Below are 12610 nucleotides of genomic sequence, written 5' to 3' on the forward strand. Positions count from 1 at the left end.
CAGTCGCCGCGTTTTGACAATGAAAAGTTTTGGACAAGGCATAACCGGCCGTTCTTGCCAAGTCATTCCCCCCGGTTATGGAAGAAACAAGATAAGTGATTTTCAACCATTCCACAAATCATGAATACTCCCGTTGATGGCAAGGAACAACTTGCCAACGCATACATATATAACAGGAGAGATCACGATGATGTTCAAGCAGACGCCCGTAGCGGCCGCTGTATCCATGGCCCTTTGGAGCCTGGCTGCCATGCCAGCCTTCGCACAGCAACAGCCTTCCGGCGAAGCGATGCAGACGGTGCAAGTGACGGGTATCCGCGCTTCGATGGCCAAATCGCTGGCTGTGAAGCAGAATGCTACGGCTAACGTCGAGGTCATCACGGCCGAAGACGTCGGCAAGATGCCGGACAAGAACCTGGCCGACTCGCTGCAGCGCCTCGCCGGCGTGGCGGTGCGTACCGACTACGACGAAGCGGAAAAAGTGTCGATGCGCGGCACCAACCCGGACATGTCGCTGATCCTCTTTAACGGCCACACCGTCTCCGGCGGCGACTGGTACGTCGCCGACCAGGGTTCGAGCTCGCGTTCGACCAGCCTGTCCTTGATGCCGTCGTCGGTCCTGAACCAGGCGATCGTGTACAAGACCTCGCAGGCCAACATCGTCGACGGCGGCCTGGCCGGCACCATCAACGTGACCACCCGCAAGCCGCTGGCACAGAAAGAAAAGCTGAGCGGCGTGATCAGCGCCGGCGCCAGCTACGCCGAACTGCCAGGCAAGAGCGCGCCCGACCTGTCCGCGACCGTCAACTGGAAGAACGATGCCGGCACCTTCGGCGTGATCGTCCAGGGCTTCGCGGAAAAGCGCTATGTGCGCCGCGACTCGGTGTCGCGCTTCGCTTACGGCACCAGCAGCGGCTGGGACGTGATCAACACCACCACGATGAAGGGCATTACCGACGAATCGCTGGCCGGTACCGGCCTGAAGGCCGCGGACCTGAACGGCGTGCGCCTGCCAGGCTCGATGAGCTCGGAATTCGTCGAAGGCGTGCGTGACCGCAAGGGCGGCATGTTCGCCCTGCAATTCAAGCCGAACAACGACCTCGACATCAACATGACGGGTTTCCACTCGTCGATGAACGCAAACAACCACGGCCGGCTGACCTCGGGCGGCATCTACTCGATGCTGCTGGGTAAGAACGACCCGCTGGGCGGCACCTCGGCAACTGCGATCAACACCAACTCGAACGGCCAGCAGGTCTTCGCGCAGATCCGCAACCCGGTCATCGTCAACGAGAAGACGATCTATGGCCACGACCTGCGCGTGCTGAAGGCTGCCGACATCGTGTTCCCGGCCGGCACCACGCCTCAGTTCGTCGGTAACTCGGAAGGCTTCTACCGCGACGGCGCCAACGCCACCAGCTCCTTCCTTGACCTGGACGGCAAGTACCGCGTCAATTCGGACCTGACCGTCAAAGGACTGGTCAGCGTCACGCGCGGCGTCGGCAAGACCGACCGCGACGCCGGCACCACCTTCGCCCGCTACGGCACCGGCTTCTCGTACGCCCTGAACGGCCTGCATGACGCGCCGGATTCGCACTACATCGGCGCCGGCGAAAACGTCCCTGGCCTGAACGCGGACGGCAGCGGCTACAAGATGGTCGGCCGCGCCGCCTCCGGCATCAAAACCACCGACAAGGAAAAGAGCCTGCAGCTCGACGCCGAATACCGCCTCGACAAGGGCGTGTTCCAGTCGCTCGAAACCGGCCTGCGCTACTCCGACCACGACCGCGTCAGCGGCCGCTTCGGACCTGCGTTCAAGTCGGGGACCCTGGCAATCCAGGGCCAGCAAGGCGTGACGCCATACCCGGACGACTTCGGCGACGGGCTGGGCGGCGGCAACTGGGACAACAGCGGTTTCACCTACTCGCCAGAAGCGGTGAAAGCCTACTTCGATTCGCAGACCAAAGTCACCTCGCCGGAATTCGAACGCCGCGTGAGCTCCGAGATCGACATGCGCGAGCGCCAGACCTCGGGCTACGTCATGGCCAACCTCGAGTGGGAGAAGATGTCGGGTAACGTCGGTGTGCGCTTCGTGCGCACCCAGGTGAACGCCCAGATCGCGACCCCGATTCCTGCAGGGGCGTGCGACCGCACCGAACCAGGCAAGCCAGCAACCACTTGCGCGGCCTACCCTGGCGCGATCACCACCGCCGGCGATGCGACCAGCTTCTATGACGGCGCCGTCTTCAATCCGAAGGCCGGCATCATGTACTACAAGGCCGCAACCGACCGTACCTTCAACAACGCCTTGCCTAGCATGAACCTGCGCTACGAGATGGACAAGGACATGATCGTACGCTTCGGCGCCAGCAAAACCATCGGCCGCCAGAACTACAACGTGCTGGGCGCCGGCTTCGGCACCCCGGTCTGCGATGCCAACGGCTGCCGCGTCACCGGTCCTAACCCGGACCTGAAGCCGCTGACCGCCAAGAACCTCGACCTGTCGTGGGCCTGGTACTTCGCACGCCGCTCGATGGTTGCGGTCAACGCCTTCCATTCGAAGATCGACGGCTACGTCAAGACCGGCGCGACCGGCACCTCGACGGTCGACTTGCTCGATCCGCGTGACCAGACCGTCAAGTCGTTCGCGATCAACTCGTCGTCGCAGCAGGGCGCCAAGATCAACGGCCTGGAAGTGTCGTACGAGCAGCCGTTCGGCGAGACCGGCTTCGGCTTCACCTCGAACGTCAGCCGCGCCAAGACCAAGGTGGACGACGGCCGTCCGATGGTCGGTGCATCCGACTGGGCCGGCAACCTCGGCGGCTACTACGAGAACGACGTGATGTCGGCACGCCTGGTCGCCAACTACCGCGGCGAATACGTGAGCAGCTCCACCGCGCCATCGCCAACGGCGAACAGCCAGGGCCTGTCGATCATCAACGGCGTGGCGATGCCTACCGCGCCGACGATCGCCGCACCGGTGACCACGCTGGCATTCTCGGCGAGCTACAACATCAGCCAGAACCTGGTGTTGTCGTTCAACGCGACCAACCTGACCGACGCCAAGCGCGCGCAATATCGCTATAGCGAAGAAGAGCCGCAGAAGCTGGACGTCAGCGGCCGCCAGTACTACCTGAACCTGCGCTACAAGTTCTGATCGCAGCTGTTTAGCCTGAAACGAAACGGGGAGCGCGAGCTCCCCGTTTTCTTATTCCCGGCCGCGTTTATGAGCGAATGTGCGTCACCGTACGGTTGTGTTGCCGGAACGCGATTAAGATGAACCTGTGTGAGTAAGCGCCCTGCGGGAGACCCAAGGGAGCTGCTGCCTCAGCAGGTCAGCCGGTCGCCTCAAGGACCGGCACCAATTCAGCGCCAGCGCCGCCTTTGCGTGCGCTGGCCAATTCCTAACCGGAAGCGGAGGCCATCATGTCGTCGTTTACCCATCCACCGAAACACCTCGTACGCGAATATCTCCAGCGCCGCAACCGCGCCGCGGGGCCGCCGCCGACGCCCGAGGAAATCCGCCGCCAGCTTGGATGGGAACTGATGATGCCGCAGGCGAAACTGCCGGGTGGCCGCAACTGATCTTCATCCAGTCCTACGGCGCGATCTCGCGTCGTCCTATACGCCCGTCGTGCACGCGGCATAGATAATTTAAGAAATATCGCCAACAGGAGAAACGCATGACCAATCGTATCGGTAACAAAGACGAAGCCCAGCAACGCAGCAAGCAGGAGAAGCTGGAAACCAAACGTACCAACCTCGCGCGCGAAGCCGTCAAGAAGGCTAGCGCCAGCGCCAAATACCGCAACCAGGTCAAGCACCAGCCGGCGCCTCACCAGTCCGCGCCACCGGCCTGAGTTTCAGCTGTTTCGCAAAAAGCCCGCCTCGTCGCCGATGCGGGCTTTTTCATGTCTGGCGCAGTTGGCCGGATAATTCGCCGTTCACCGGGCGCCAGCCGCAGTTCACCGAAAAGCGGTTCTCCGCCGTGCCGCCCCGATGTATCTTGAAGCTGTTGTTTCAACGGGAGGCAAAGTGAATACCGAAAAATCGTACGAGTGGCGCAGGCAGTTGTTATGGGGGCTGGTGCTGATCGGCCTTGGCGTCGCATTCTTCCTCGACCGGCTCGACCTGTTCGACGTCGACACAATATGGCATTATTCGCCGCTGGTCCTGGTCATTATCGGGATCAACAAGATGATCGGCTACCCGACCGCGAAGCACTTTTCGAGTGGCCTGTGGATGGTATTCCTCGGCATCTGGGTGTTCGCCAACTTCGAAAACCTGTTTGGCCTCACCTGGCGCAACAGCTGGCCGATCCTGATCATCGGCTGGGGCATTACGCTGGTAATCGAGCCGATCATCCAACGCCGTTTTCCATCCAACCAGGAGCTTCGCGATGAAAAGTGATATGACCAACCGCAGCCTGTCCAGCCAGGTCATCATGGGCGGCATCGCGATCGCCTTCGGTATCGTGTTCTTGCTCGATAACCTGGATATCTGGGACTTCCACCACGCGATCCACTTCTGGCCAACGATCCTCATCATCATCGGCCTGGTGAAGATCTGGGACTCGTCCACCCCGAGCGGCTACCTGATGGGCGGCGCACTGGCCTCCGTCGGCGTGCTGATGATCCTGCACCGCCTCGGCTACATCTACTTCAGCGTGCGCACCATGTGGCCGCTGTTCCTGATCGGCGTCGGCGGCTTTATTATCTTCAAGGCGCTGGCCCGGCGCAACCGCGCCGATATCGTGCCGGAGCTGAAGGCGGGCGAGAGCGACGACTCGGTGGTCGACATCACCGCCATCCTCGGCGGCTTCGATCGCCGCATCGTGACGCAGGACTTCCGCGGCGGCGAGATCACCGCGTTCATGGGCGGCTGCGAGCTGGATATGCGCGACTCCTCGATCAAGGGCGAAGCCGTGATCAACGTGTTCGCGGTATTCGGCGGGATTTCGATCAAGGTGCCGCGCGACTGGACGGTCATCCTGCATGGCACGCCGATCATGGGCGGCTTCGAGGAGAAAACCAATTCGCCGCCGGATAACTCGAAACGCCTGATCGTCAAGGGACACGCCATCATGGGCGGCGTGGAAGTCCGTAACTGATGAAGGGCCCTTTGTCCACCCGGCGGTCGCTGGCGCTGTTCCTGCCGGTCTGGTTGATGCTGGGCCTTGTGCTGGCGGCGCTGGTCGTCCTCGCCACCGGCGCCGGGTGGACCAACGCGCTGCTGTTCGCGCTGCCGATGACGATGGTGTACGCCTTCGCCGCCGGTTTTTCCGCTTACTACCTGTGCCGCGCCTATCCGCTGTCGCAGAAAAAGGTGGGCTCGATCGTGCTGGTGCTGGGCCTGGCGGCGCTTGTTTCCGGCGCGCTGTGGATGGGGGCGGGGCTGGCGTTCAATGGCGTCCTGGGCGCCCTCGAAGTGGAGTGGGCGGGCCTTGAAATGCCGCAGGCGCTGAAGGCGATGATCTTCGGCCTCGGCGTCATCCTGTACGGACTGTCCGCCATCGCCCACTACCTGGCCATCGAATTCGACCGCGCCCGCCTGGCGGAGCGGCGCGAGCTGGAATCGAAGCTGATGGCGCAGGAGGCGGAGCTGCGCATGCTGCGCACCCAGATCGACCCGCACTTTTTGTTCAACAGCCTCAACTCCATCAGTGCGCTGACCTCGATCGATCCTGCCAGGGCGCGCGAGATGACCTTGAAGGTGGCCGACTTCTTCCGCCATACGCTGGGCCTCAAAGCGCACACGCAGGCGACCGTCGACGATGAAATCACGCTGGTGCGCGACTTCCTGTCGATAGAAAAAGTCCGCTTCGGCGCGCGCCTGTCGGTGGAATACGATATCGATGACGAGGCCAGGACCTGCCTGCTGCCGCCAATGATCCTGCAGCCACTGGTGGAAAACGCCGTCAAGCACGGCATCGGCGGGCTGACCGGCGGGGGGCTGGTGAGCATCATCGCGCGGCGCGACGCATCGCTGTTGCGCATCAGCGTCGAGAACGACGTCGACGAGGACCAGGACACCAGTTTGCCCGGCGCGGGGATCGGCCTGGCCAACGTGCAGCAGCGGCTTGCCACCGCCTACGGACATGAAGGCGGCGTCCGCCACGCGCGCCGCGACAACAAATACCGGGTCGAGCTGACGCTGCCCGCCCGCACAATAACGGAGACATGAAATGCGCGTGATTATCGTCGACGATGAAGAACTGGCGCGGGGTGTCGTGCGCGAATACCTTGGACCTCATGCGGACGTCGAGATTGTCGCCGAATGCGCCAACGGCTTCGAGGCGGTGAAAGCCATCGCCGAACTCGAACCGGACCTGGTGTTCCTCGACATCCAGATGCCGAAGCTTGACGGCTTTGAAGTGGTGGAGCTGGCGGGCCGCAAGGCGCGCTACATTTTCGTGACCGCGTACGACCAGTACGCGCTGAAGGCGTTCGAGATCCACGCCATCGATTACCTGCTCAAGCCGTTCAGCCAGAAGCGGCTGGACGAAGCGCTGGCGCATGCGCGCTCCAGCATGGGCAGCCAGCCGGGCCTTGCGGCGGCGATCACCGAAGCGGCGCATCGCACCAAGCCGCTGGAGCGGATTTTGATCCGCGACGGCGCCAAGGTGCATGTGATCGCGGCCGACAAGATCGACTTCATCGAAGCGCAGGACGATTACGTGAGCATCAGCGCCGAGGGCAAGTCCTGGCTCAAGACCCAGCGCTTGTCCGACCTTGAAAGCCAGCTCGATCCGCAGGCCTTCCTGCGCATCCACCGTTCCTACATCGTCAACGTCGAACGCATCAGCCGCATCGAGCAGGCCGGCAAGGACAGCCACATGGCGATATTGAAGGACGGCGCGCGTATCCCGATCAGCCGCACCGGCTACCAGAAGGTCAGGAACCTGATCCAGTAAGCTGCCACCACCCGGGCAGCAGTTCGCTGATCTCCGGCTGGGCGAAGCGGTCGTCGATCAGGTAGACCACGCCTTCGTCCTGCTGGGTCCTGATCACGCGGCCGGCGGCCTGCACCACCTTCTGCATGCCGGGATAGAGATAGGTGTAGTCGTAACCGGCGCCGAACATCTCCTGCATCCGCTGGCGCAACTGGTCGTTGACCGCGTTCATCTGCGGCAGGCCGAGCGTGGCGATGAAGGCGCCAATCAGGCGCGCGCCCGGCAGGTCGATGCCTTCGCCGAACGACCCGCCCAGCACGGCAAAGCCGATGCCGCGGCTCTCCAGCGTGAAGCGTCCGAGGAACTGCGCGCGTTCGTCTTCCTGCATGCGGCGCGGCTGCTGCCACATTGGCATGCCCGGGTGGCGCTGCGCGAACCCGCTTGCCACCTGTTCGAGGTAGTCGAAGCTGCTGAAAAACGCGAGGTAGTTGCCGGGCGCCGCGTTGTACTGGCGCGCCATCAGGTCCGCAATCGGCGCGGCGGAACGGGCGCGGTGCTGGAAGCGGGTCGATATCTGCGTGACCACGTGCACCTCGAGCTGCTTTGCTTCGAATGGCGAGGCGACATCGACCCACGCCGTGTCGGACGGCAGCCCAAGCAGGTCGCTGTAGTAGTGCCACGGGCTGAGCGTCGCCGAAAACAGCGCGCTCGAATGCGCCACGCCGAAGCGCGGCTTAAGGAAGGGCGCGGGCACGATGTTGCGGATGCAAAGCTGGGTCGTGCGCGCATCGTTTCGCGTGACGTCGAACAGCGAGTGCGAGCCGAACGATTCCGCCAGTTTGGCAAAATGCAGCGCGTCGAAGTAAAAGCGCTGCAGCGCCGGGTCCATCGGGCCGGGATTCTCGGCGAGGTGGTCGGTGATGGTGCTGCCGGCGTTTTGCAGCGCTGCCAGCAGCTTGTGCGGCAGCTCCGGGAGTACCTGATATGGCGCGCCGATGCCGCGGTCAAGCTCTGTCCAGCAGCGGCCGACCTTATCCAGCGATTTTTTGACCAGTGCCGGGGCGGTGGCGCGGGCGGCGCGCAGGCCGGCGCGATCGAGTTCGGCCGAATACATCTTGCGCGCGCGCGACACCATGTTGTGGGCCTCGTCCACCAGTACGCTGACTTTCCACTGATTCGCCAGTGTCAGGCCATACAGCATGCCACCCAGGTCGAAATAGTAGTTGTAGTCGCCGATGATCACATCGCTCCAGCGCGCCATCTCGCTGCCGAGATAGTACGGGCAGACGTCGTGCGCCAGCGCCACCTCGCGCAGCGCTGCGCGATCCAGTGTCTGCACTTGCACAGCTGCGCTGCGGGCCGCAGGCAGCCTGTCGTAGAAGCCTTTCGCCAGCGGGCACGAATCGCCGTGGCAGGCCTTGTCGGGATGCTCGCACGCCTTGTCGCGCGCGGCCAGTTCCAGCACGCGCAGCGGAATCGCTTTTCCCGACCTGCGGATCGTGTCCGCCGCGTCAAGCGCAAGCTGGCGGCCGGGCGTCTTGGCCGCCAGGTAGAACACTTTGTCGAGTTTCTGCTGCGGCGCGGCCTTCAGTACCGGGAACAGGGTGCCGACGGTCTTGCCGATCCCGGTCGGGGCCTGCGCCAGCACGCACCTGCGGCTGGTGTTGGCCTTGAAGATCGCCTCGGCCAGGTCGCGCTGGCCGGGGCGGAAGTCCGGGTAGGGGAACTGCAGCGTCGCCAGGGCCTCGTCGCGCGCGCCCCGGTGCGCCAGCTCCTGCTGCGCCCACGCGACGAAGCGTTCGCACAGCTGTTCGAAGGTCAGCGCCAGCGCTTCGGCGGACTGGGTCTCGCGCAGCACGGTTTCGGTCTGCCGGCCGATGTCGAAGTAGACCAGCGCGAGGTTGACTTCCTGCAGGTCCATCTGCTTGCACAGCAGGTGCCCGTACACGCGCACCTGGGCCCAGTGCAGGTGGCGGTGGTTGTCGGGCATCGACGCGAGGTCGCCGCGGTAGGTCTTGATTTCCTCGATCAGGTTCTGGTCCGGGTCGTAGCCGTCGGCGCGGCCGCGCACATGCAGCGGGCCGTAATCGCCCGCCACGCTTACCTCGGTGCGGTAAGTGGGGCCACGCCGGCCCGTGACGACTGAATGCCCGGCGATGCCTTCCTGCGCGGTGGGCGAGGGCGTAAAGCGCAGGTCGAGGTCGCCCTGTTTGGCGCCGAACTCGCACAAGCCACGCACGGCGACGACATAGCTCATGCGCCTTGCTCCGCCCATTGCAGGTAGCAGACCGAAACCGGCATCTGGTGCGCCGCGCAGTATTCGATCCAGCGCAGCTGGTTGTCCTGCAGCCGGTCGCCGGGGCCTTTCACCTCGATCATGTTGTAGCGCCGCTCGGCGGGCCAGAACTGGATCAGGTCCGGGAACCCGGTGCGGTTGGCTTTCACGTCGAGCAGGATGCGCTCGAACGATTTGCGCAGGTGCGCCGCCGGGATGCAGGCCAGTGCGATGTCGAGCAGCTCCGCGCTGAGCGCTTCCCAGAACACGAACGGCGACTGCAAGCCGTGCTTTTCGGCGAAAGTGCGGCGGATCGTTTCGGCATAGGCGCCGGATTCGAGCTGGTCGAGGCAGGCGCGGAACAGCGCTTCGCGGCGCTGGAAAAAGTCGGCGCTGTACAGGTCGGCCGGACCGCGATGGAAGGGGTGGAAGAACGCGCCCGGGATCGCACAGAACACGGCGCGCCAGCACAGCAGCCCAAACAGGCCGTTGACCAGCGCGTTCTCGACGTAGTAGACCGGTGCATCCTCGCGCGCCAGGTGGTCGCGCACCACGCCCTCGACCCACCAGTCCTCCTGCGGCATCGGCAGGCACAGGTCGAGGCGCGCGACGGCCGGATTGCGTCGCGAGGCCGGCTTGGCGTGACCGAGCTTGCGCGCGAGCCGCGGCGCGATGCGCAGCAGTTGCTGGTGCTCGGCGTCGCTTTCCGGCGCCAGCTTCGCCGCCGACAGCAGGTCGAACGCTTCCTTGTACTGCTCGTTCTTTTCGAGCACGCGGATCGCGCGCGCACGCGCGCCGGGGAAGGCGCAGCGCGAGTAGACGCGGTAGGCCTTGTCCCAGTCCTTCTGGCGCTCGCATTGCTGGCCGATCTGGAACAGCAGCCGCGCGCGCCGGCTGTCCAGCCAGTCGTTCCCGAATGCCTCCGCCGGAACGGCCAGCAACACATCGTCGAGCGCTTCGTTTGCTTCGAAGCGCTCCTTGCAGCTGTGGAGTTTGAGGTAATGGTCGATGTCGCGCCGGGTGCGGAACCCGCGCGACGACGTCGAGAACTCGACCTGCTCGTACTTGTAGACGCCCAGATCCGACAGCACGAACTCGGTCCAGTCCTGGCGCAGGTTGCCGAAGAAGATCAGGCGCAGGCGGTCGCACAGCGGCTTGACCACGATGCTGAAGACGGCGTCGCCGGAATCGCGGAACCAGTTCGAGAACGCGCGCGCGTCGCCGAAGGCCGGACGCAACGCCTCCAGCTGCTCGGCCTTGCGGGCGTTTTTATTGTGCTGCAGCCCGAACACGGCGCAGATTTCCGGCTTGGACAACAGGTCGAACAACTGGTCGATGGTGATGACCGGATCGTGTTCGATCCATCCGGTCGGCAGCAGGTGGCGCGCGGCCTCGACCGTGCAGCCGATCTCGGCATAGCTAAGTTTACTGGCGCGGAACAGGGTTCCCTTGCGCATGACCATGCGCACGAACAGCGCGCGCGAAGCCTGGGGGAGGGCAGGGAAGGCATCCATGAAGGCGCGTTCCTCGTCGGTCAGCAAATCGCCGTAGCGTTTGCCGATCCAGTCCAGCACCTGGTGAAAGTTGTCCAGGTAATAGAAGGGATTTTCGAGAACTTTAATCATGGGGAACTGCCGGACTTGCCTGCATGCGGTGGCGCTAAAAACAGTGATTACTGTGCATGCATACAGTATATCGTCTGCGGCCCCCACGGCACAGGAAATTCGGCGTTTTCCCCTGTGGAACGTGGTTTTCACGGATGTTTACGGCTTGGTTGAGGCCTTGGATGCGCACTTCTTGCCTTGGCAACTTTCCTTTTCCATCTGGGCGCGTTCGACTGCGTGGCGGGTGGAGTGGGCCAGGATCGCGCTGAGTAAGGCGACGTCGCTGTCGGCTTCGTGGCCGGCCGCTTGTGGCGGGGCCGTCTTCGGCTTCTTCGCGGCGGCTGTGCGGGTTTCCGGCCGTGCGGCTGGCGACTTTGTCGATCTCGCCGCTTGCCGGGACGCGGCGGCTTTCGCCGGAGCCGGTTTGACTGTCGGCGCGGGCCGGGATACGCGCTCCTCTTGCGGGAGTGCCGCGACGGGCGCGCTTGTTTCCGGAACGTCCAGCTTTTCTGTCGGCAGCATCACCATTGCCGGCCGGCTGGCGGTTTCAGCCCCCGGTTCGTCGACAATCGCCGCCGCTTGCGTCGCCGGGATGCTGATCGACGGCAGGGTCTGGCTCAGCATGCCGTCGTCGACCGGCGGGTCGGCGGGCCGCTTGACTGCCGATTGCGGCAGCGCGCGCACGCTGGTCGCGTTGCCGTAGGCCAGCCACGCGATCATCAAGGTCAGCACCGCCGCCGCCGATCCGCCGATGATCAGCCAGCTGCGATGCGCGCGCGTCCCCGGCGAACCGCGCTCGAGCGACGCCAGGATACTGTCCTCGGAGCCAGCTGAACGGCGCGAGGAGGACATGAGGTTCGGCCTTGTTGACCCGTTTTGATTTTCGTCTGAAGGGCGCACGGTATAACTCCTATGATGGGGCTTCGCCATTCCGATTAGAAACAAACTGGGGAATCCGATGCTGATCTTTATCGCATTTTTGTACTTTTGTTTGGCTTGCAGCGCGATTTGGCTGGTGGTTTTTCCCTCGGGCAGGGAATTTGTTGCGCAAATCATTAGCGGGCACTGGGCGCGTGTCGACCAGCGGCTCGCCAGCCTGCACCATGCAGGTGTGCGCGAGGCGGCGGAATTACGGCACGGGATGGGCCGCATGCTGGCCCGGAAGCTCAGGTTCGTGCGGCGCCACGCTATTTCCCTCAGCGCCGGGTTCGTTGCGATCCTGATTCCGATGGCCGTGGTGCTGATGGTCGGCAAGCCAGAGTCATTGCCCGGCTATGAGTCGGCCGAATTGGCGCCGGACCCGACAGTCGTCGCGCTGCTTGCCGGCGAGAACCTGGCGCCGCCCGCCGCGCTGCCGCCGATGGCGTTCACCACGCGCGAGGTCGAACTGGTGCGCCCGATGCTGGTCGACGCGAGCCGCAACTGGGGCTTGCTGCATCCCGACTTCCACCAGCGCCTGCTGCTGGCCTTCAAGATCATGAAAGAAAAACATGGCTACGAGATGGCGCTGCTGGAAGGCTACCGCAGCCCGGGGCGCCAGAACCTGCTGGCCAGCATCGGCACCCAGGTCACCAACGCGCGCGCCTTCCAGAGCTGGCATCAGTACGGCCTGGCTGCGGACTGCGCCTTCTGGCGCGACGGCAAGCTGATCATTTCCGAGAAGGATCCGTGGGCGATGCGCGGCTACCGTCTCTACGGTGAAGTAGCCGAGTCGCTCGGCCTGACCTGGGGCGGGCGCTGGACCATGATGGATTTCGGCCACGCCGAGCTGCGCGTCAAGGGCGTGATGCGCAGGTAGCGGCCGTCGAGGGCTGGCGGATTCTTGTCCACCGTCAAATT

The 12610-nt window shown here is 63.9% G+C and carries 11 protein-coding genes; 8 read left to right on the plus strand and 3 right to left on the minus strand.

What is annotated here, in order from left to right:
• Window positions 1-250: 250 nt before the first annotated feature.
• The 7 genes from HHL21_RS12900 to HHL21_RS12930 all read left to right on the plus strand — a co-directional run bounded on the left by HHL21_RS12900 (window position 251) and on the right by HHL21_RS12930 (window position 6913).
• The gene (locus HHL21_RS12900) at window positions 251-3157 is read left to right on the plus strand and encodes a TonB-dependent receptor (RefSeq protein WP_229496369.1); all 2907 of its coding nucleotides are present in this window, start codon (window positions 251-253) and stop codon (window positions 3155-3157) included.
• Between the two features lie 269 nt (window positions 3158-3426).
• The gene (locus tag HHL21_RS12905; protein WP_169466400.1) at window positions 3427-3585 is read left to right on the plus strand and encodes a hypothetical protein; all 159 of its coding nucleotides are present in this window, start codon (window positions 3427-3429) and stop codon (window positions 3583-3585) included.
• A 98-nt stretch (window positions 3586-3683) separates the two neighbouring features.
• Window positions 3684-3860 (plus strand): hypothetical protein, encoded by a 177-nt coding sequence (locus tag HHL21_RS12910; protein ID WP_169466402.1) that lies wholly within the window; start codon window positions 3684-3686, stop codon window positions 3858-3860.
• Between the two features lie 175 nt (window positions 3861-4035).
• On the plus strand, window positions 4036-4410 hold the full coding sequence (locus tag HHL21_RS12915) for a LiaF transmembrane domain-containing protein (RefSeq protein ID WP_169466403.1): 375 nt from the start codon (window positions 4036-4038) through the stop codon (window positions 4408-4410).
• On the plus strand, window positions 4400-5110 hold the full coding sequence (locus tag HHL21_RS12920) for a LiaI-LiaF-like domain-containing protein (protein ID WP_169466405.1): 711 nt from the start codon (window positions 4400-4402) through the stop codon (window positions 5108-5110). Before HHL21_RS12915 ends, HHL21_RS12920 begins: the two co-directional genes overlap by 11 nt.
• An 11-nt stretch (window positions 5111-5121) precedes the next feature.
• A complete protein-coding gene (locus HHL21_RS12925; protein WP_308640237.1) occupies window positions 5122-6183 on the plus strand; it encodes a sensor histidine kinase in 1062 nt (353 codons plus the stop codon).
• Window position 6184: 1 nt separating this feature from the next.
• A complete protein-coding gene (locus HHL21_RS12930; protein WP_169466409.1) occupies window positions 6185-6913 on the plus strand; it encodes a LytR/AlgR family response regulator transcription factor in 729 nt (242 codons plus the stop codon).
• Here HHL21_RS12930 and HHL21_RS12935 read toward each other — a convergent pair.
• The 3 genes from HHL21_RS12935 to HHL21_RS12945 all read right to left on the minus strand — a co-directional run bounded on the left by HHL21_RS12935 (window position 6894) and on the right by HHL21_RS12945 (window position 11623).
• Window positions 6894-9149 (minus strand): ATP-dependent DNA helicase, encoded by a 2256-nt coding sequence (locus tag HHL21_RS12935; RefSeq protein WP_169466411.1) that lies wholly within the window; start codon window positions 9147-9149, stop codon window positions 6894-6896. The genes HHL21_RS12930 and HHL21_RS12935 overlap by 20 nt on opposite strands.
• Window positions 9146-10792 carry a VRR-NUC domain-containing protein gene (locus HHL21_RS12940; RefSeq protein ID WP_169466413.1) on the minus strand — a complete coding sequence of 549 codons (1647 nt, stop codon included), beginning with the start codon at window positions 10790-10792 and terminating at the stop codon, window positions 9146-9148. The genes HHL21_RS12935 and HHL21_RS12940 overlap by 4 nt, the downstream gene beginning before the upstream one ends.
• Window positions 10793-10930: 138 nt before the next feature.
• The gene (locus HHL21_RS12945; protein WP_169466415.1) at window positions 10931-11623 is read right to left on the minus strand and encodes a hypothetical protein; all 693 of its coding nucleotides are present in this window, start codon (window positions 11621-11623) and stop codon (window positions 10931-10933) included.
• A 106-nt stretch (window positions 11624-11729) separates the two neighbouring features.
• On the opposite strand from HHL21_RS12945, the gene HHL21_RS12950 reads away from it, so the two are divergent.
• On the plus strand, window positions 11730-12569 hold the full coding sequence (locus tag HHL21_RS12950; protein WP_169466417.1) for a M15 family metallopeptidase: 840 nt from the start codon (window positions 11730-11732) through the stop codon (window positions 12567-12569).
• Window positions 12570-12610: the final 41 nt, after the last annotated feature.

Origin of the sequence: Massilia polaris (assembly GCF_012927275.1) — a bacterium.
Classification (GTDB): Bacteria; Pseudomonadota; Gammaproteobacteria; order Burkholderiales; family Burkholderiaceae_D; genus Telluria_A; species Telluria_A polaris.